Origin of the sequence: Martinezella lusitana (genome assembly GCF_900094565.1) — a bacterium.
In the GTDB taxonomy this organism is placed as follows: domain Bacteria; phylum Pseudomonadota; class Alphaproteobacteria; order Rhizobiales; family Rhizobiaceae; genus Rhizobium; species Rhizobium lusitanum.
This window is the reverse complement of sequence record NZ_FMAF01000001.1, coordinates 667,236-687,573: the sequence shown is the minus strand read 5'-3', so window position 1 is coordinate 687,573 and position 20,338 is coordinate 667,236. Positions and strand designations below refer to the sequence as shown.

Annotated in this window: 16 protein-coding genes; 8 read left to right on the top strand and 8 right to left on the bottom strand. The window is 61.4% G+C overall.

Annotation, left to right across the window (positions count from 1 at the left end; all coding sequences use genetic code 11):
* Positions 1-21: 21 nt before the first annotated feature.
* From edd to GA0061101_RS03250, 5 genes are all read right to left on the bottom strand, one after another.
* A complete protein-coding gene (edd, locus tag GA0061101_RS03270) occupies positions 22-1,842 on the bottom strand; it encodes a phosphogluconate dehydratase (protein ID WP_092572991.1) in 1,821 nt (606 codons plus the stop codon).
* Positions 1,843-2,021: 179 nt separating this feature from the next.
* Complete coding sequence (pgl, locus tag GA0061101_RS03265; protein ID WP_047640443.1) at positions 2,022-2,720, bottom strand: 6-phosphogluconolactonase; 699 nt, start codon at positions 2,718-2,720, stop codon at positions 2,022-2,024.
* A gap of 15 nt (positions 2,721-2,735) precedes the next feature.
* Positions 2,736-4,211: a glucose-6-phosphate dehydrogenase gene (gene zwf, locus GA0061101_RS03260; RefSeq protein ID WP_037199044.1), complete on the bottom strand. Its 1,476-nt coding sequence runs from the start codon at positions 4,209-4,211 to the stop codon at positions 2,736-2,738.
* A gap of 133 nt (positions 4,212-4,344) precedes the next feature.
* Positions 4,345-5,643 (bottom strand): NAD(P)/FAD-dependent oxidoreductase, encoded by a 1,299-nt coding sequence (locus tag GA0061101_RS03255; RefSeq protein ID WP_047640444.1) that lies wholly within the window; start codon positions 5,641-5,643, stop codon positions 4,345-4,347.
* An 11-nt stretch (positions 5,644-5,654) separates the two neighbouring features.
* Positions 5,655-7,091: a glutamine synthetase family protein gene (locus GA0061101_RS03250; protein ID WP_037199041.1), complete on the bottom strand. Its 1,437-nt coding sequence runs from the start codon at positions 7,089-7,091 to the stop codon at positions 5,655-5,657.
* A gap of 137 nt (positions 7,092-7,228) precedes the next feature.
* Between GA0061101_RS03250 and GA0061101_RS03245 the strand changes: the two genes are divergently transcribed.
* The 3 genes from GA0061101_RS03245 to GA0061101_RS03240 all read left to right on the top strand — a co-directional run bounded on the left by GA0061101_RS03245 (position 7,229) and on the right by GA0061101_RS03240 (position 11,566).
* The gene (locus GA0061101_RS03245; RefSeq protein WP_037199040.1) at positions 7,229-8,410 is read left to right on the top strand and encodes a BaiN/RdsA family NAD(P)/FAD-dependent oxidoreductase; all 1,182 of its coding nucleotides are present in this window, start codon (positions 7,229-7,231) and stop codon (positions 8,408-8,410) included.
* Between the two features lie 155 nt (positions 8,411-8,565).
* On the top strand, positions 8,566-8,709 hold the full coding sequence (locus tag GA0061101_RS39270; protein ID WP_167669525.1) for a hypothetical protein: 144 nt from the start codon (positions 8,566-8,568) through the stop codon (positions 8,707-8,709).
* Between the two features lie 319 nt (positions 8,710-9,028).
* Positions 9,029-11,566, top strand: a complete 2,538-nt coding sequence (locus tag GA0061101_RS03240) for a methyl-accepting chemotaxis protein (protein ID WP_037199038.1) — start codon at positions 9,029-9,031, stop codon at positions 11,564-11,566.
* Here GA0061101_RS03240 and GA0061101_RS03235 read toward each other — a convergent pair.
* Positions 11,542-11,799 (bottom strand): hypothetical protein, encoded by a 258-nt coding sequence (locus GA0061101_RS03235; RefSeq protein ID WP_047560985.1) that lies wholly within the window; start codon positions 11,797-11,799, stop codon positions 11,542-11,544. The two genes, GA0061101_RS03240 and GA0061101_RS03235, sit on opposite strands and share 25 nt — an antisense overlap.
* An 87-nt stretch (positions 11,800-11,886) precedes the next feature.
* On the opposite strand from GA0061101_RS03235, the gene GA0061101_RS03230 reads away from it, so the two are divergent.
* Positions 11,887-12,759 carry a LysR family transcriptional regulator gene (locus GA0061101_RS03230; RefSeq protein WP_047560989.1) on the top strand — a complete coding sequence of 291 codons (873 nt, stop codon included), beginning with the start codon at positions 11,887-11,889 and terminating at the stop codon, positions 12,757-12,759.
* 33 nt (positions 12,760-12,792) lie between these two features.
* On the opposite strand, the gene GA0061101_RS03225 is transcribed toward GA0061101_RS03230, so the two are convergent.
* Entirely contained in the window at positions 12,793-13,791 is a 999-nt protein-coding gene (locus tag GA0061101_RS03225) for an aldo/keto reductase (protein ID WP_047560993.1), read from the bottom strand.
* 308 nt (positions 13,792-14,099) lie between these two features.
* Between GA0061101_RS03225 and GA0061101_RS03220 the strand changes: the two genes are divergently transcribed.
* The 4 genes from GA0061101_RS03220 to GA0061101_RS03205 all read left to right on the top strand — a co-directional run bounded on the left by GA0061101_RS03220 (position 14,100) and on the right by GA0061101_RS03205 (position 18,290).
* A complete protein-coding gene (locus tag GA0061101_RS03220; RefSeq protein WP_234903768.1) occupies positions 14,100-15,188 on the top strand; it encodes a polyamine ABC transporter substrate-binding protein in 1,089 nt (362 codons plus the stop codon).
* A 226-nt stretch (positions 15,189-15,414) separates the two neighbouring features.
* Positions 15,415-16,557 carry an ABC transporter ATP-binding protein gene (locus tag GA0061101_RS03215; protein WP_037199032.1) on the top strand — a complete coding sequence of 381 codons (1,143 nt, stop codon included), beginning with the start codon at positions 15,415-15,417 and terminating at the stop codon, positions 16,555-16,557.
* A 2-nt stretch (positions 16,558-16,559) separates the two neighbouring features.
* Positions 16,560-17,471 carry an ABC transporter permease subunit gene (locus GA0061101_RS03210; protein WP_037199031.1) on the top strand — a complete coding sequence of 304 codons (912 nt, stop codon included), beginning with the start codon at positions 16,560-16,562 and terminating at the stop codon, positions 17,469-17,471.
* Between the two features lie 3 nt (positions 17,472-17,474).
* Positions 17,475-18,290, top strand: a complete 816-nt coding sequence (locus tag GA0061101_RS03205) for an ABC transporter permease subunit (protein ID WP_037199029.1) — start codon at positions 17,475-17,477, stop codon at positions 18,288-18,290.
* A 21-nt stretch (positions 18,291-18,311) separates the two neighbouring features.
* Here the strand turns inward: GA0061101_RS03205 and GA0061101_RS03200 are convergent, their stop codons facing one another.
* Positions 18,312-20,216 carry an AsmA family protein gene (locus GA0061101_RS03200; RefSeq protein WP_047560997.1) on the bottom strand — a complete coding sequence of 635 codons (1,905 nt, stop codon included), beginning with the start codon at positions 20,214-20,216 and terminating at the stop codon, positions 18,312-18,314.
* Positions 20,217-20,338 lie beyond the last annotated feature (122 nt).

The following is a 20,338-nucleotide window of genomic DNA, read 5'->3' as shown; positions in this document are numbered from 1 at the left end:
GGCGCTAAGCCGTGAGACGCTTCAGTGGAACAGGACGCTTGCGCCCTGATCGGCCGGACCCGCGGCACGGCGGAACGGGGCGAAGAGCTCGCGCCCCATGCCGAATTCGTTCCCGGAGAGATCTGCGGTGACCGGTTCGCGCTCGGCCATATCGGCGGCGTCCACCAGCACCTCCAGCGTGCCGGCGATCGCGTCGATGCGGATGATGTCGCCCTCCCGGATGCGGGCGATAGGGCCGCCTTCGACGGCTTCCGGCGTGACATGGATTGCGGCCGGAACTTTGCCGGATGCGCCGGACATACGGCCGTCGGTCAGAAGCGCCACGCGGAAGCCGCGATCCTGCAGCACGCCGAGCGCCGGCGTCAGCTTGTGCAGCTCCGGCATGCCGTTGGCCTTCGGGCCCTGGAGGCGGACGACGGCGACGAAGTCGCGGTTCAGCTTGCCGTCCTTGAATGCCTGCTGCATCTCCAGCTGATCGTGGAAGATGACGGCCGGCGCTTCGATGATGTGGCGTTCCAGCTTGACGGCGGAAATCTTGATGACCGCCTTGCCGATGTTGCCGCGCAGCATCTTCAGGCCGCCATTGCCCTGGAACGGCGTCTCGATGCTCGCCAGCACCTTCGGATCGGCGCTCTTTTCAGGTGCCGGTTCGCGCGCGACATTGCCGTCGGCGCCGAGCTTGACGTCGATGGAATAGGAGCTGAGGCCATGACCGTAGACGGTACGCACGTCATCGTGAAGCAGCCCCTTCTTCAGCAGCTCCTTGATGAGAAAGCCCATGCCGCCGGCGGCATGGAAGTGGTTCACGTCGGCAAGCCCGTTCGGATAGACGCGGGCAAGCAGCGGGATGATGTCGGAAAGCTCCGAAATATCCTGCCAGGTCAGCACGATGCCGGCGGCGCGCGCCATGGCGACCAGGTGCATCGTGTGGTTCGTCGAGCCGCCGGTGGCGTGCAGGCCGACGACACCGTTGACGATCGAACGCTCGTCGATCATCTCTCCGGCCGGCGTGAATTCGTTGCCCATGGCGGTGATGGCGAGCGCCCGCTTGGTGGCCTCGCGGGTCAGGGCCTCGCGCAGCGGCGTGCCGGGATTGACGAAGGACGCGCCGGGCATGTGGAAGCCCATGATTTCCATCAGCATCTGGTTGGAATTGGCCGTGCCGTAGAAGGTGCAGGTGCCGGGGCCATGATAGGACTTCGATTCCGCCTCCAGCAGTTCGGGGCGGCCGACCTTGCCTTCGGCGTAGAGTTGGCGCACGCGCGACTTCTCGTCGTTCGGCAGGCCTGACGTCATCGGCCCGGCCGGAATGAAGACGGCCGGCAGATGGCCGAAGGAGAGGGCGGCGATAACGAGGCCCGGCACAATCTTGTCGCATACGCCGAGGAAGACGGCCGCATCGAACATGTTGTGCGACAGGCCGACGCCGGCCGACATGGCAATCAGGTCGCGCGAGAACAGCGAGAGCTCCATGCCCGGCTGACCCTGCGTGACGCCGTCGCACATGGCAGGCACGCCGCCAGCCACCTGGGCGATGCCGCCGGCCGCGGCTGCTGCCTCGCGGATGATCGCGGGATAGGTCTCGAAGGGCTGATGCGCCGAGAGCATGTCGTTATAGGAGGTGATGATCCCGAGATTGGGCACGCGGTCGCCCGCCAGTGCATCCTTCTCGGAGGGGGAACAGACTGCGAAACCATGCGCCAGGTTGGCGCAGCCGAGCACGGAGCGTTGCGCACCCTTCATCGCGGTATTGCGCAGGCGGTCCAGATAGCGCTCTCGCGTCGGCTTCGAGCGCTCGACGATGCGTGCGGTAATCTTGGAAATGCGGGCGTCAGCGGCCATGGTCGATCTGCCTCCGTCTGTTCTGCGCGGTGCCCCGGAAGATCGGCTTCGATCTGTTTTGGTAGAGGGCGTGGCGCGTGGTTCGAATGTCAATGCGATGCCGATACGCCCTTGCGGGCGCCCGGCGCAGCAGCTGTTGCTGGTCTTTCAGAGTTCGATGACGAGGCCTGTCGGCTGCGTCAGGGAGCCCAATAAATCTCGACTGGAGAGGCGGCCCGGCGCAGCACGGCGCGGATCGGCATCTCGGTTTCTTCGCCCGGCGCTTCCGCCTTGGCCAAAACGTCCTTCTTGCCCTCTCCCTCGATATGGAGCACCAGCAATCGGGCATCCTGAAGGCTGGAGAAGGTAAACGTCAGCCGCGGCTCACCGGCACCTTCCGCTTCCATCGTGATGATACCGCGCGGTGTCTTCGGATCGAGAGCGGTCAGGAGATTGCTGCCGCCCGGAAAGAACGAGGCCGTGTGGCCGTCATTGCCCATTCCGAGGATGGCGACATCGAAGGGCTGGCTGACGACTTTGGTCTTCTCCGTGGCGATGGCTGCGGCCTCCTCGACGGAAGCCACGGCCTGATAGAGCGGGAGGAACTTGGCCGCAGCGGCCTTGTCCCTCAGCAGGTTTTCCTGGACGAGCAGGTGGTTCGAGCGCGGATTGTCTGCCGGCACAAACCGTTCGTCGACCAGGGTGATGGTCACCTTGCCCCAGTCAATCGAACGCGAGGACAGCACCTGGAAGAAGGCCTTCGGCGTCGAGCCGCCGGAGACCGCTATGCTTGCGGAGCCGCGCGCGGCGATGGCGGCCGAGAGGGCCTCGGTCACCTTGTCCGCGAGCTTGCCGGCGAGTTCGGCGCCATTGGCGAAAGCATGCATATTCGCTGTCATCGTTGTCGTCCCGGATTAAATATCGTCATGCCAGGTGCGGCCGTCGCGCTCGATCAGCGCGATGGCCTGGCTCGGACCCCATGTGCCGGCCGTATAGCCCTGCACCTGCTGACCGGCCTCTTCCCAACCCTTGAGGATCGGATCGACCCACTTCCACGCCGCTTCCACTTCGTCGCGGCGCATGAACAGCGTCTGGTTGGAGCGGATGACGTCCATCAGCAGGCGCTCGTAGGCATCCGGATTGCGGACGTTGAAGGCCGAGGCGAAGCTCATGTCGAGCGAAACGTTGCGCAGGCGCATGCCGCCCGGACCGGGGTCCTTGATCATCAGCGACTGCTTGACGCCTTCGTCCGGCTGCAGGCGGATGATCAGCTGGTTGGCGACGGTGCGGCCAGCGGCCTGATCGAAAATATTGTGCGGGATCGGCTTGAAGGTGATGACGATCTCCGACATGCGGCCTGCCAGACGCTTGCCGGTGCGGATGTAGAAGGGAACGCCGGCCCAGCGCCAATTGCCGATCTCGGCCTTGATGGCGACGAAGGTTTCGGTGTTGGAGACGCCGCCTTCGAGTTCATCGAGGTAGCCCTTGACCGGGCCGCCCGAGGATGCGCCGGCGCGGTACTGGCCACGAACCGTCGCCTGCTCGACGTTGGAAGCGTTGATCGGCTTCAGCGCGCGCAGCACCTTCAGCTTCTCGTCGCGCACGGCTTCGGAATCCATCGAGGAGGGGATTTCCATCGCGGTCAGGCAAAGGAGCTGCAGGATGTGGTTCTGCACCATGTCGCGCAAGGCGCCGGCGGTGTCGTAGTAGCCGGCACGGCCTTCAAGGCCAACCGATTCCGCAACCGTGATCTGCACATGGTCGATGTGATTGGCGTTCCAGAGCGGTTCGTAGAGGGCGTTGGCGAAGCGCAGCGCCATCAGGTTCTGCACGGTTTCCTTGCCGAGGTAATGGTCGATGCGGAAGATCTGCTCTTCCTTGAAGACCTTGCCGATCGTGTCGTTGAGCTGCAGGGCCGAAGCGAGGTCGCGGCCGATCGGCTTTTCGACGACGATACGGGTCTGCTTGGTGATCAGCTTGTGGTCGTGGATCTTCTGCGAGATGTCGCCGAAGATCCCCGGAGCGACGGCCAGGTAGAAAGCGCGGACGCGCTCCTTGCCCTCGTCGAGAATCTTCTTGAGCTGATCCCAGCCGGCATCACTGCGCGCGTCGACCGGAACATAGAACAGACGGGCGAGGAACTTCTTGACTTGCGCCTCGTCATATTCGCCCCCCTTCAGGTGTTCCTTGAGGGCGGCGTCGGCGAATTTGCGGTATTCCTCGTGCGAAAGCGCGCTACGCGAAGCGCCGATGACGCGGGTCGGTTCGGAGAATTGGCCTTCGATCTGGCGATGATAAAGAGCGGGCAGAAGCTTGCGCTCGGCAAGGTCGCCACTGCCGCCGAAAACGACATAATCAAATGGTTCAACGGGAATGATTTGGCTGCTCATGAGGTATCTCTCAATCGGTCTTGGTTGAGGTCCCTTTTAATCTAATCGATTTAAAAAGGCCAGTGTGCATCGCAAAATTCAGACTCGGCTTTTTATAGTGGATTGCCGGCGGAAGAAATCCATCTTCCGATTTTTAGAACCTGTCGCGCAACGCAAACCACGAGAGCGCCAGGAAAAGCAGAGGCGCCCGCATGCGCGCGCCGCCGGGGAAAGGTGGAACATTCAGCTCCTTGAAGAGGTGAAGCTCGTCCGCATTCCCGAGAACTGTTTTCGCATAGAGTTTACCGCAATAGTTTGACAGCATGACCCCATGCCCGGAATAGCCGCCGATCGAGGTGACGCCCGGCATGACCTCCCGCACGAAGGGCTGGCGCGGCATGGTGATGCCGACCGATCCGCCCCAGGCATAATCGATGTTGATATCCGCCAGGGCCGGATAGATCTCGGCGATCTGCCGGCGGATGTGCTGCGTTATGTCGCGTGGATTGTCTGATGTATAGGCCTCGCGCCCGCCGAACAGCAGGCGCCCGTCTTTCGATTTGCGGAAATAGCGCACCACGAATCGCGAATCCGCGACGGCTTCGTTGCCGGGAAGCACGGTCGGGAAGCGATCGAGCGGTTCGGTGGCGCCGATGAAGGAGCGGATCGGCATGACATGGCTCGCGGTCACCGGCTCGAGGTTGTCGATATAGCCGTTGCAGGCAATCAGCACCCGTTCGGCGGTGATTTCGCCGCCGTCCGTCTGGATGATGGTCTTGCCGCCCGATTGCCGGAAGGCCTGCGCCCTGGTCATTTCGAAGAGGGAGGCGCCTGCCTCGGCGGCGACCCGCGCCAAGCCGATGAGCAGCTTCAGTGGGTGGATATGCCCCGTGCCCATGTCCCTGACGCCGTAGAGATAGAATTCGGAGCCCAGCCGTTCCTGGGTCTCGGTCCGATCCATGAATTTGACGTGCGGATAGCCGTAGCGCGTCGCGGCGATCTCCGCATTTTCCATATAGGCGTGCTTGTAGCTCGGCTTGTGCGTGACATTCATCTGGCCCGGCAGGAAGTCGATGTCGATACCGTGCTCGGAGGCGAAATCGAGAAGATGGCGCTTCGCATCCTCGGCAAGATCGAAAAGAGCCTTCGAGCGCTCGTAGCCGATCTTCTCTTCGAGCTCCTCGGGCCATGAGCGCTGGCCGGTACCGAGCTGACCGCCATTGCGGCCCGAAGCGCCGTCGCCGAAGCGGTTGCCGTCGATCAGCACCACTTCGGCACCACCCTTGGCGAGATTGTAGGCCGCCTGCAGGCCGGTATAACCGCCGCCGATAATCGCGACATCGGCCCGGCGCGAACCATCGAACTTCGGATAGATCGGGCGTGGGCCGACGGTTGCCTGATAAAAGGAAAGTCCCGGCGCGATCGGGCTCTGCCATGTTTCGTGCAGTGTCATGGGCGATCCCTTCACACGTTGAGCAGAAGGAATTCCCGCTCCCACGGGCTGATCACCTGCATGAAGGTTTCGAACTCGCCGCGTTTGACACCGGCATAGATGTCGATGAATTCCTTGCCGAGGACCTCCTGGAAGGCCGGTTCGCCCTCCAGGAGCGCGATGGCTTCAAGCAGGCCGCGCGGCAGGTCGATCGAGCCTTCGTTGGCCGAATCCTCGGTCGGTGCCGTCGGCTCCACCTTCTTCATGATGCCGAGCAGGCCGGAGGCGAGCGAGGCGGCGAGCGCGAGATAGGGGTTGGCGTCGGAGCTCGGCAGCCGGTTTTCGACGCGGCGGGCCTGCGGATCGGAGACCGGCACGCGGAAAGCCGTGGTGCGGTTGTCGTAGCCCCAGGCATTGTTGACCGGGCAGGACATGTTCGGCGCCAGCCGCCGATAGGAATTCACATAGGGCGCAAGCATCGCCAGCGCATTCGGCACATAGCGCTGCATGCCGCCGATGAAGTGGAAGAATTCCTGCGACGGACTGCCGTCCGGATTGGTGAAGACGTTCTTGCCGGTCTCGATGTTCACGACGGACTGATGAATATGCATCGCCGAGCCCGCCTGGCTCTGCATCGGCTTGGCCATGAAGGTGGCATAGATGCCGTGCTTCAGCGCTGCCTCGCGAATGGTGCGCTTGAACATGAACACCTGGTCGGCAAGCTCGATCGGGTCGCCATGGCGCAGGTTGATTTCGAGCTGCGCCGGACCCTCTTCATGGATCAGCGTGTCGATCTCGAGACCCTGCTTCTCCGAGAAGTGATAGATATCGTCGATCAGTTCGTCGAACTCGTTGATGCCTGCGATCGAGTAGCCCTGACCGCCGAGAATCGAGCGGCCGGAGCGACCTTTCGGCGGATGCAGCGGATAATCGGGGTCGTCATTCTTGGCGACGAGATAGAATTCGATCTCGGGCGCCACCACCGGCTTCCAGCCGCGGTCGCGATAGAGTCCCAGAATCTGCTTCAGCAGGTTGCGTGGCGTATAGGAAACCGCGTGTCCTTCGGAATTGACGATATCGCAGATCACCTGCGCTGTCGGGTCGGTTTCCCAGGGGACGACGGAAAGCGTCGAGAGGTCCGGCACCAGCTTCAGGTCGCTGTCGCGCGGCTCGTAGCGGAAGCTCTCGGTTTCCTCCGGATACTCGCCCGAAATCGTGTGGCGGTAAATCGCGGAAGGCAGTGCCAGCGACGTATTGGAGGTGAATTTCGAGGTCGGCATCATCTTGCCGCGCGGCACGCCCGCAAGGTCCGGAGTGATGCATTCGATGTCCTCGATCCCGCGCGCCCGCAGCCACTGGGCTGCTTCCTTCCAGTTTGCCACGCCGCGTGCCGATCTCAGGCTAGGAGGTACCGTAGGGACTTTCGAGACAGGCACGGAAGCTTTCAGCGGGGTCTTTCTCGCAGGCATAAAACACCGTATTTGGATTGATCGGTGATTGCATCATAACCGCAGTTTGCCAATTGGCGAGGGGGAAAACCGCTCGGACTTTCGCCGTATGATGGAAAAATGATCAGTGAGCGCGGCGAATGATTAGGGGTTGAAGCGTGGTCGGCAGGTATGATGTGATCGTTCTCGGAGCGGGCGCGGCAGGCATGATGTGCGCCATCCGCGCCGGCCAGCGCGGGCGTTCCGTCGCCGTGCTCGACCATGCCGCGGCACCCGGCGAGAAGATCCGCATTTCCGGCGGCGGCCGCTGCAATTTCACCAATATCCATGCCGGCCCGAAGAACTTCCTGTCCGCCAATCCGCATTTCGCCAAATCGGCGCTGGCTCGCTTCACGCCTCGGGATTTCCTCGCCATGGTCGAGCGCCATGGCATCGCCTGGCATGAGAAGACGCTTGGCCAGCTCTTTTGCGACAACAGCGCCAAAGACATCATCCGCATGCTGACCGACGAGATGCGCGCGGCCGGCGCGCAACTGTTGTTGCGCACGGAAACAAGCGGGGTGGAACAGATTGACAGCGGCTATCGCATCAGCACTTCGGAGGGCACCTTCGAGGCACCCTCGCTGGTTGTCGCGACCGGCGGCAAGTCGATCCCGAAAATGGGCGCGTCCGGCTTTGCCTATCGCATCGCCGAGCAATTCGGATTGCCGCTTGTCGAGACGCGGCCGGGCCTGGTGCCGCTCACGCTCGATCCGCAGCTCCTTCAGCGCCTCGCGCCGCTTTCCGGCATCGCCGCGCCTGCCGAAATCCGCCACGGCAAGACGGCATTTCGCGAAGCCCTGCTCTTTACCCATCGCGGCCTCAGCGGGCCGGCCATCCTGCAGATTTCCTCCTACTGGCGGGAAGGGGAGGAGATTACCGTCGCGATCGAGCCTGACGTCGATGTCTTTGCACTTCTCAAGAAAGCAAAGCAGGCCAACGGCCGGCAATCGGCGCAAACAGCCCTTGCCGAGCTCCTGCCGAAGCGGCTGGCGCAGCACTTCGTCGAGGCCGAGGGCGTGTCTGGCAATCTGGCTGATCAGTCCGACAAGCGCCTGGAGCAGCTCGCGGCTGCCATTCAGTCCTGGCCGGTAAAGCCGTCCGGCTCGGAAGGGTATCGCACTGCGGAGGTAACGCTCGGCGGCATCGATACCAGCTGCCTCGATTCGAGGACCATGCAGGTGAAAGCCGCGCCCGGCCTCTTCTTCATCGGCGAGTGCGTCGATGTGACCGGCTGGCTCGGCGGTTATAATTTTCAATGGGCATGGGCGTCCGGTCATGTTGCCGGCGAGGCTGCGTGAGCCTCCATATTCAATGCCTTGTGCGCTCCGTCAGAAAATGGAACCGGCCTCTGGTTCTCGCGTTTTCCTTTCCTACATGTTTACTGAATACATTGGCAGTTGCCGAACAGACTATTTGCCGGTTATCGTGTCAGTGCGAAAATGGGAATATGCTCATGAACAAAACCAATCGTCGTGCTCGCGCCATTGCAATCGCTCAAACCCGGGATAACGCCAAGCTCCTGGCCGCGAGGCTTTTGATGCTGGCGATGGGTGCTACCGCGGCCTGCATCGCGTATCTGGCCGTGCGCGGCTATTGAGTTTAGCCGCTTTTCATGTCTTGGCCGTCATTGTCCTGGCGGCTTTTGTCTGCGCGTCAATATTCTTTTCGACGCCTTCTGACTTGCATCTGTTCAGCTACGAGGCGCCCCGCTGGCGCCTTATCTGAAAATTAATCTATCAGACCGACAATTCCCGCAGTTTTATGGGGCGCTCGTCTGCGAGACCGAGCCGATGCAATGATTGCTTCCTGACACCACTCAGGACCCCGCCTGCGAAGATTTTCAAGATTGACGAGGATACGTCCGGCCAGCGCTGCGGAGGCGTCGGCGAGGGGAGCGGTGAGAGGTCTGAGCCACCATGTTGATTGATAGGATACTGTCTCGTTTCAAGATCAAGACGAAGGTTCTCATATTCGTCCTGCCCTTCGTCATCAGCATTTCCGCCGTCGGGCTCACCGGGCTCTATGCTTCCGGCCTGCTGCAGGGACGCATGGAAATCTCCAACAGCGTGCTGCAATCGCTGACTGGCTTCAAGAATCTCTATGGTTCCATGGATGACTTCCTGCGCATCACCAATGCGCAGCAACGCGACAAGCTCTACGGGGATATCAAGTCCCAGCAGGGCGTGCTCAATGCGACGCTCGGCCAGCTCGGCGCGGATTCGGAGGGCCGCGACAATCTGACCGACGCAACCGCCAAGACGGCCGACACGGCCAATCTCGTCGGCAGGCTTTGGACGCTCCACGAGCAGGAGGTTGCGTTCCGCAAGACCATCGACGACGCACAGCGAGCCTTGATCAGCGCCCGTTTCAACGTCAATTTCAACAGCCAGCAACTGGAAGATCAGATGCGGCAGGATCAGGCCGACGCGACCTCGACATTGCGCGCCGCGGACCGTCTGCTGAAAGGCGGCGATCTGCTTGCCTCGGTTGCTGAGGATTTCAACAAGGGAGCGACGCCGGCCGACAAGGTCAAGCTTCTCAAGGACCGGCTGCCGGATCTGAACAAGGCCCTGCGTTCCATCGACCTTGCGCTGCCGCAGAACCAGAAGAGTGTCGTTCAGTCGCTGACGAGCACGATCAAGGATCTGACCACTTTCACCGAAAGCACCGATGCGCCGACCGATGACACCATTACCAATATCGGCCGTCTTCTCTCGCGCTTCCGCCAGACATCGACCTACACGCAGCTGACGGCGACGCAGATGATGCGTCAGGCGACCACGACCTTCGTATCGCTGGATGCCCGCGTCGCGCAGACCAATTCCGTTCTGCAGGATACCCGCCGCCTCGAAGATTCGGTCTACTCGCTGCAGCTCGTCCTCGCCGAGTTCAACGCCAATACCAACAAGGACAATCTCGTCCGCCTGCGCCAGGAAATCGCAAAGCTCGGCGGCGATATCGATACGCTGAACCAGAGCGCCAAGAGCATGGATTTCGCCGGTGATATCGATGCGGCCATCCGCCCGGCGATCAAGTCGATGGACGACGCCGGCGGCAAGCTGGTCGATACGATCACCCAGCGGGTTGCCGAATATGCAAGTGCCCGCCAGCAACTCGACCAGGTGTGGAGCCAGCTGACCGCCTTTGCCGAGACGCAGAAGCAGAGCGCCGGCTCCGAACGCGACCAGGCGAACTACATATCCATCCTGGCGACGGCTTTGGGTATCATCCTCTCGGTCGCCGGCGGTATCGCACTGGTCCTCACCCTGCAGCGTCCGATCGGCCAGATCACTGCAGCCATGCGCCGGATCGCCGATGGCATGCTCGAGACGGCGATTTCCGGCGAGCAGCGTCACGACGAAATCGGCGACATGGCCCGCGCGCTCGGTATCTTCAAGGAAAACGCCATTTCGAAGATCCGCATCGAGGAACAGAGCGACGAGGAGCGCGCTGCCTCCGAATACGAACGTCAGCGCAACGACGCTGAAAAGCGCGAACTCGACCGCCAGATCGATTTCGCGGTCAGCGAGCTTGCAGCCGGTCTCGAACGCCTCGCGCAAGGCGATATTTCCGCCACGATCGAGACACCCTTCATCGGCCGCCTCGAACAGCTTCGTCAGGACTTCAACAGCTCGCTGTCGCGCCTGCAGGAGACGCTGAGCCAGGTCCGCAGCAATGTCGAGATGATCCAGAGCAACGGCAACCAGATGGCGGCCTCCGCCGAGGATCTGTCGAAGCGCACCGAGCAGCAGGCGGCTTCGCTGGAGCAGACCGCCGCCGCCGTCGACGAGATCACCGTCACCGTCCGCTCGTCCGCCGAGCGTGCCAAGGACGCGGATGCCATCGTGCGCGAAGCCAAGCGCAGCGCCGATGACAGCTCCGTGGTCGTCGGCAACGCCATCGACGCGATGGCACGCATCGAGGGCGCCTCGCGCCAGATCGAGCAGATCATCGGCGTCATCGACGAGATCGCGTTCCAGACCAATCTCCTGGCGCTCAACGCCGGTATCGAGGCGGCGCGCGCCGGTGACGCTGGCAAGGGCTTCGCCGTCGTCGCCATGGAAGTGCGCGAGCTGGCACAGCGCTCGGCCGCCGCCGCGAAGGAAATCAAGGGACTGATCAACAAATCGACCCAGGAGGTCAATTCCGGCTCGCAGTTCGTGCAGGAGGCCGGTTCTGTCCTGGCGCAGATCAGCAGCCAGATCGTCACGATCAGCCAGCATGTGGAAATGATTGCCCGCGCCAGCCACGACCAGGCAAGCGCGCTGCAGGAGGTCAACGCCTCGGTCAACCACATGGATCAGATGACACAGCAGAACGCCGGCATGGTGGAAGAGACCACGGCGGCAAGCCGCGAGCTGGCCACCGAAGCCGACGCGCTGTTGCATCTCATCCAGCAGTTCAAGATCGAAGCCGGATACAGCTCAGGCTATATGCGGGAAGAAGCGGCTTGACCGCAGCAACCATCATCATCGCAGGCGGACCGGTTGATCTCCAGCCGGTCCGCTTTTTTTGTCGCCTTGTAAGCGGCATACAGACGGTCGAGCACACGCCCGCCCCAGGGGAAAAGCGGCCAGGGATCGTGCCCATAGTCGAGGTAGAACAGATCCTCGTTGCGGCGCCATTGCTCCTCGCGCGCCCGGCATTGTAGTTCGATGGCCTTGGCCAAAGCGATGCTGTCCATCATGAGACATCTCCATGTTGTGGGCATCTCTTCAACTACACACAGAAATTTGCTTTATAAACAGCCGTTTTCGCCTTATGTTTTTCAATTATGAAAAACACGGCATGGGATTCCTATCAACTTTTCCTCGATGTCGCCCGTGGCGGCGGGCTGACGGGAGCGGTCGCGACCAGCGGTTTGAGCCCGGCAACGATCGGCCGGCGCATGCTGGAGCTCGAAGGGCAGATCGGCCGCCTGCTTTTCGAGCGCAGCCAGGCCGGCTACACATTGACCGGCGATGGCCAGGCGCTGTTCGACCAATTGCTGGAGATGGAGGCCGCGGCTCGCAAGGTGGATAGCTGGCAGCGCGATGCCCAGGGCGGCGCGGTCGTCCGGATCGCCGCCGGCACCTGGGTCGGCTGGCTGCTCAGCCAGAACATGCCGGTGATCTGCTCGGAGCGGGACGGCTTTCGCATCGATCTGCATCTTGGCGAGCGCCGCGCCAGCCTTGCCCATCGCGAAAGCGATATCGGTATCCGCGCCTTCGAGCCGGAGGAAGCCAATCTTGCCGCCATCAAGACCGGCGATGTCGCCTATGCCGCCTATCAGGCCCGCAACATGCGCTTTGCCGGACCGCAGCGCTGGATCGCCGTGGCGGAAGACGAGGCGGTTTCGGCCTATCTGCGCTGGCCGCATCAGAACCGACGGCAGGAGATCGCCTTCACGGTCAGCCGCCCGCGGTCGCTTCATGATCTGGTGCTGGCGGGGTCTGGCATCGCGGTTCTGCCCTGCTTCGTCGGCGATCAGGAGCCGAGGCTGGAGCGCGTCGGCGAGGAAATAGCAGCCCTCCGCCACCGGCAATGGATCGTCATGAACAATGCCGATCGCCATCGCCGGGAAATTCGCACCGTGGTCGATCGCATGACCCGGTTGTTGAAGAGTCATTCGGAGCTGTTTGCCGGCAAGCGCCCGACCTACGCGTGAACCGGCGGCGATGAACCGCCGGTTTGCTCTTGTTCAGCGCGCCGCGTCGCCCCAGCGATATTCGACGGTGGCGTCATCCAGCTTGGCTTTCAGCTCCGGATCGAGCTTGAGATCGATGGCGGCGAGCGTGTCCGTCAACTGATCCGGGCGGCTAGCACCGATGATGGCTGACGTAATGACCGGATTGGCGGCGACCCAGGCAACGGCGAGCTTGACGAGCGACTGGCCTGCCTCTTCGGCGATGCCGCGCAGCTTCTCGATCGTTGCGAATTCGCGTTCGTGCCAATAGCGTTGCAGGTAGTTGGTACCGGCGCTGCGCAGCTGCGAGCTGAAGCGGCCTTCGGTCGGTGCGACATCGTGCCTGTGCTTGCCGGTGAGAAGGCCTCCGGCGATCGGATTGTAGGGGATGACGGCGATGCGTTGTTCTTCGGCAAGTGGCAGCAATTCGCGCTCGATTTGGCGGAACAGCAGATTGTAGCGCGGCTGCACCGAGACGAAGCGGGCGGTGCGCAAAAAGTCAGCGCGGCCAAGCGCCAGGGCCAGCCGATAGGCCAGGAAGTTCGACACGCCGACATAGCGGGCCTTGCCCGAGCGTACGATGATATCGAGCGCTTCCAGCGTCTCGTCGATCGGCGTTTCGCGATCGTCGGAATGCAGCTGGTAGAGGTCGACGTAATCGGTGCCGAGACGCCGCAGCGAAGCGTCGATGGCATCGAGAAGGTGCTTGCGGGATGCGCCCTGATCCCAGGATGACGGGCCGACCTTGCCGACGGCTTTGGTCGCGACGATGAAGCGGTCGCGCTTGCCCTTCAGCCAGCCGCCGACGATCTCTTCGGTGCGGCCGGCAAGCTGCTCGTCGCCGCCAAGCGGGTAAACGTCGGCCGTGTCGATGAAGTTGACGCCGGCGTCGGCCGCCTTGTCGAGAATGGCGTGGGCTGTGTCTTCCTGCTTGATCTGCAGGCCGAAGGTCATCGTGCCCAGGCATAGGCGCGAGACGCTGAGGCCGGTATTGCCGAATTTTTGGTACTGCATGATGCACCCTTGAATTATGGGTTGGGTTTGCCCGCTGGGCAGGGCTGCGAAACGGGCGTGAGACTATTCTAGGAGTGAGACGCTCCGATGTTAGCAAAGCTGGTTTCCGCATTCACGCAGGAAGCGGATCTTGAGTTCACAATCGCGTGCAAGCAGGAAGCGTCACCCTTTGCAAATCCGCCAAAGCTCGTAATGGCTTGCTTTTCCCCCTTGTGGCGTTCCGATTTCCTTTCTAGTCTAACGGGAAAAACAGAGGGTTGGGTGTCGCCAAGATGCCCTTGAACAAAACAGGAGTGACTATGAAGTCCATGTTCGCACGGCTCGCAGCAACGGCTTTCGCGGTCGTTTCGCTGGCGACGGCCGCTCAGGCAGAAGACAAGGTCGTCAATATCTACAACTGGTCGGATTATATCGACGATTCGATCCTGACCGATTTCACCAAGGAAACCGGCATCAAGGTCGTCTACGATACGTTCGATCAGAACGAGACGCTGGAAACCAAGCTTCTGGCCGGCAAGACCGGTTATGACATCGTCGTGCCGACGGCATACTTCCTGCAACGCCAGATCAAGGCCGGTGTCTTCCAGAAGCTCGACAAGTCCAAGCTGCCGAATATTTCGAACATGTGGGATACGGTGCAGCAACGCATCGCCACCTACGATCCGGGCAATCAATACGCCATCGACTACATGTGGGGCACCAGCGGCGTCGGCTACAATGTCGACAAGGTGAAGCAGATTCTCGGCACCGACGAAGCGCCCGATATCGACGTGATCTTCGATCCCAAGCTCGCCGCCAAGTTCAAGGATTGCGGCATCTATATGCTGGATTCGCCGACGGACGCCATTCCGGCCGCCCTGCGCTATCTCGGCCTCGATCCGAATTCGACCAAGGCCGAGGATTTCAAGAAGGCCGAGGCGCTGCTGACCTCGATCCGGCCCTTTGTCCGCAAATTCCATTCCTCTGAATATATCAATGCGCTCGCCAACGGCGATATCTGCATCGCCTTCGGCTATTCCGGCGATGTGCTGCAGGCACGCAATCGAGCCGTAGAAGCCAAGAACGGTGTGAACATCGGCTACTCGATCCCCAAGAAGGGCGCGCAGATGTGGTTCGACGTCATGGCGATTCCCGCCGATGCGCCGCATGTCGCGGAAGCGCATGCCTTCCTCAATTACATCATGAAGCCGGAAGTCATCGCCAAGGCCAGCAACTTCGTCTCTTACGCCAACGGCAACAAGGCGTCGCAGCAGTTCGTCAACAAGGACGTGCTTGAAGATCCGGCTGTCTACCCGACGGATGAGGTCAGGAGCAAGCTGTTCACGCTCACCCCTTGGGATCCGAAAACACAGCGCGTCGCCACGCGCTTGTGGACAAAGGTCACCACTGGCCAATAATTCGAAGAGGCCCGGACGGCAACGTCCGGGCCTTTCCTTAGGAGGATAAGGTAAGAATGAAGAGCGTGCCGGGTAGGGGAAGAGCCGGTGCTAGAGCATTTCCAGGAAAAGTGCGCAGCGGTTTTCCGTCCGGAATGCGAAAAAACAAGATGGAGCATTTTCGCGATTCGAAGAAAAGCGGAAATGCTCTAGGACAGCCCGCCCGGCATCCATTTGGGGATAGATGATGAAGTCACTCGGTAATATCCGGCGTTCCTTTGCTCCTTGGAGCGACCCTTCGGCCAAGCCGTACATTTCCTTCAAGAACGTGACGAAGAAGTTCGGTGATTTCACCGCCGTCGACAATCTCTCCCTGGATATCTACAACCGCGAATTCTTCGCTCTCCTCGGCGCATCGGGCTGCGGCAAGTCCACGTTGCTGCGCATGCTGGCGGGCTTCGAGCAGCCAACGACGGGCGAGATCGTGCTCGATGGCCAGAACCTTGCCGGCACGCCGCCCTATCGCCGCCCCGTCAACATGATGTTCCAGTCCTACGCGCTGTTTCCGCATATGTCGGTGGAAAAGAATATCGCCTTCGGCCTGCGCCAGGACGGCATGCCGAAAGCCGAGATCGACGATCGCGTCGCGCAGATGCTGAAGCTCGTAAAGCTCGAGCAATTCGCCAAGCGCAAGCCCAACCAGCTTTCCGGCGGCCAGCGCCAGCGCGTGGCGCTGGCCCGCTCGATTGCCAAGCGTCCGAAGGTGCTGTTGCTCGACGAGCCGCTCGGCGCGCTCGACAAGAAGCTGCGCGAGGAGACGCAGTTCGAACTCATGGATCTGCAGCAGAGCCTCGGCCTCACCTTCGTCGTCGTCACCCATGACCAGGAAGAAGCGATGACCATGGCGGACCGCATCGCCGTCATGAGCCACGGCAAGGTGGTGCAGGTGGCGACACCGGCGGAAATCTATGAGGCGCCCAATTGCCGCTTCGTCGCAGACTTCATTGGCGATGTGAACATCCTCGACGGCAACGTTACCTCCGCGCAGTCTGGCATCGTCGAAATCGCTGTCGATTCCGCCCTCACGCTGCGCACCGCCTCCAGCGAGGCACCGGCCGCGGGAAGCCGCGCCAGCCTCGCTATCCGGCCTGAGAAGTTGAGGGTCACGCCGCGCCCGCCGGCCAACGCGTCGGTCAATGCCACCGAAGGCGAGATCTGGGATATCGCCTATCTCGGCGACATGACCGTTTTCCATGTGAAGCTGAAGAGCGGACAGGTGCTCAAGGCCTCGTCGCTGAACGCGGTTCGCGCCGTGGAAGAACCCTTCGCCTATGACCAGAATGTCTGGGTGTCCTTCGACGAAAATGCCGGCGTATTGTTGAAGGACTGATCATGAGAGCGCTCGGTTCCTCCCTCTATCAGCGCCTCGTCATCATCATTCCCTATGCCTGGCTGCTGATCTTCTTTCTCGCGCCCTTTCTCATCGTCTTCCGCATCTCGCTGTCGACCAAGGCGCTGTCCGTCCCGCCCTACGATCCGTCGTTCGCCTGGGCCGACAGCTTCGCCGACTGGTGGGACAAGCTGCAGACCATGTCGTTCGACAACTACGTATGGCTGACCGGCGATCCGCTCTATATGAATGCCTACATTCAGAGCCTTCAGATCGCTGGCATCTCGACGCTGTTGACGCTGATCATCGCCTATCCCATCGCCTACGGCATGGCGCAGGCGCCGCGCACGATCCGGCCCACTTTGCTGATGCTGGTCATCCTGCCCTTCTGGACGAGCTTCCTGATCCGCGTCTATTCCTGGATGTCGATCCTCAGCACCACGGGTCTGCTGAACCAGCTGTTGATGGCGCTCGGCATCATCCACGAACCGCTTGTCATCCTCAACACCAATACGGCCGTCTATATCGGCATGGTCTATTCCTATCTGCCCTTCATGATCTTGCCGCTCTATTCCGCGCTGGAGAAGATGGACGACACGCTGATCGAAGCGGCGCAGGATCTCGGCTGTACGCGGATCGGCGCCTTCTGGCGCGTCACCTTTCCGCTCTCCATTCCCGGAGTCATTGCCGGCTGCATGCTGGTCTTCATTCCAGCTGTCGGCGAGTTCGTCATTCCCGACCTGCTCGGCGGCTCGGAAACCCTGATGATCGGCAAGGTGCTCTGGACCGAATTCTACAGCAATACCGACTGGCCGCTGGCATCGGCGGTGGCGACCATCCTGCTTCTGGTATTGGTGGTGCCCATCGTCTTCTTCCAGCATTTCCAGGCCAAAGCCGACGAGAAGGGGAGATAGTCAATGATCCGCTGGTCTCGTTTCAACATCGTCTCGGTCACCCTCGGTCTGGCCTTCCTCTATCTGCCGATCCTGCTGCTGGTCATCTACTCCTTCAACAGGTCTCGGCTGGTCACGGTCTGGGGCGGTTTCTCGACCCAATGGTATGTGCATCTGTTCAGCAACGACACCATGCTGAGCGCCGCCTGGCTGACGGTGCGCATTGCGCTGCTATCGGCGACCATCGCCACCGTGCTTGGCACTATGGCGGCACTCACCTTGGTGCGTTACACGCGTTTCCGCGGCCGAATCCTGTTTTCGGGCATGATTTATGCGCCGCTGGTCATGCCTGACGTCATTACCGGCCTGTCGCTGCTGCTGCTGTTCGTGGCGTCCGGCGTCGACCGCGGCTTCTGGACGATCGTCTTGGCCCACACGACACTGACCATGTGTTTCGTCGCCGTCGTCGTGCAATCGCGCCTGCTGACGTTCGATCGATCGATCGAGGAGGCGGCGCTGGATCTGGGCGCTCCGCCGGTGCGCACCTTCTTCGAGATCACGCTTCCGATCATCGCGCCGGCCGTGTTTTCGGGCTGGGTCCTGGCTCTGACGCTGTCGCTCGACGATCTGGTAATCGCGACCTTCGCGTCCGGCGCCGGTGCCAAGACGCTGCCGATGCTGATCTACAGCCAGGTCAAGCTCGGCGTCACGCCGGAGATCAACGCCATCTGCACCATCCTGATCGGCGTCGTCGCCATCGGCGTCATCTGCGCTTCCATTGCGACCAAGCGTCGCGAGGTCCAGCGCCAAAGGGACGAGCACGCGGCGGCCGCAGCTTGAGACAAGGTTGCGCGGAGCGGATTATTGCTCTTGCGGCTGGGCCGGTTTCTGCAAAAGCGTCGTCACCGGCGAGACGACCGGATCCGGCCAAGTGCCGCCAATGAAGAAGGGCAGCATCGGCAGCTCCTCCGAATCGGCGGGCGCGGTTGCGTCGATCGCGCCTGAAAGCGCCAGGCCATTGCTGCGGAAGGGAACGACACCATTCAATGTCACGGTTTCGTTCCGCCCGGCGATCGTGGCGTTCTGGACCTCGGCCGATCCCTTTGCGAAGCTTGCATCGACATTGATGCTGTCGAAATCGAAGGATCCGCCGGCAATGTCACTCATTCGGAAGAAGGCTTTTTCCGCCGCCAGACCCCGGAAGGTCGAGATGTCGAATTGGCGGAAGGAGCCGGTGGTCGACTGGAAATGCATCTTTCCGGCGACGTCGCTGAGCGTGGCGACCCAGATCGGCTTGGAGGTGCTGAGCGCGAGGTCCAGCGACCCTGCTGTCATCAACGGCAGCGGGCCTGGCAGCTTCAACCGGGTAAAGAGCCCGCCGAAATCAGCATTGCGGATGGATATCTGCAATTTGCCGCCGCCATCGAAGTCTCCTGGAGCGACCTCCAGATGGGCGGTCAGCGAGCCCCCCTCGAAGCCGCTGTCGCCGATGTCGAATTTCGCCTTGCCGCCGGCGACGAGCAAGCTCGCGCCGATATTGTCGAACTGGAAGGGGCCGAGCGCCGCCTTGTTGGATGAAAGCGTCATATCGAGATCGAGCCGCTGCAGCGGATTGCCGTTCAGCAGCGCATCGAAGGCGGTCTCGGCGGCGAGACGCATGGAGAAGGCGGCCAGGAACGGATTGAGGTTCATCTGGTCGAAGGCGAGCGTGCCGGAAATCTTCGGCTTGCCAGCCGTGGTGTAGCTCAGATCCATGACGCCGGAGGCAGCGGAATCGTTGACCTTGAAATTCAGATTGTTGAAGCGCAGGCCGTTCTCGATCGCTGCTATATCGGCGTTGAGCGAGACGTTCTTCAGCGCATCGGCGGCCGGCAGGTGCTGTCCGCTCCACGCCAGGAAGGAAGGCACGTTGGGCACGCTGAGCTCGAGATTGCCGGCAAGCGTCGAAAGATCCGAGATGCTGGTGACGCCCGCATAAGTCCAGCTGATCAGCGGCGAAGAGAAACTGGTCCTGGCATCAACGCTCTTGCCGGCGAAAAGCAACAGAGGCTGGGTGGAATCGAAGTTGAGCTTGACGTCCTGCCCGTTGAAACGGGCGAGGATGACAGCCGTCATCGGGCGGGACAGCCGTGGCCACGATATGTCCGCATTGACACCGTTCATCTTGTAGACGTTGCCGCTGCGATCGTCCGTCATCTCGACGCTGCCATCCTCGATGGTCAGCATGCCGATGGCGGCATCCTGGTCCTTGGGTATCGACACACCTTGGCTGGACGAGGACGCGTCCACCTGCTCGATCGCCTTGGAAAGGCGGCCTTCGTTCGTCCAATCGATGAGGCCGTTCTCGTCGCGCCGGATGTAGAGGGTCGGGCGCAGGAAATGGAATTCATGAAAATGCGCGCGTCCGCGGATGGCTGAAAGCAGCGAGAAATCCGCCGATAGGCTGTCGACATGGCCCAGTACCTTGCCGTTCTTCGTCGGCTCGCGGATCGTAACCTGATTGAGCGTCACGCGCGGCGTCGGCCAGAAATCGAGAGTGGGATCGCCCTCGATCTGGGCGCGGTATCCCGTCCATTCCGAAAGCGCCTTTTCGATGCCGGAGCGAACCAGCCCGCTGGAGATCAGGAAAGGCGCCGTCGCTCTGAAGACAGCAAAGATGATGAGGATTGTTAGAAGAATGATACCGGTCGTGCGAACGACGCTCGGCAGCCAGCGCGAGGCCGATCGCATCGTCAACCACCATTTATTGTTTCTCGACGCTCTCATATCCCGTGGAAACTCTCAAACTGATAGGGACGATCTGCCTATGCTTGCCGGATATAGGAAATGTTTAGCGGATGCAAACATTGCACACTGGAAATGCCCACAACTCCATGACTTTATAGTGC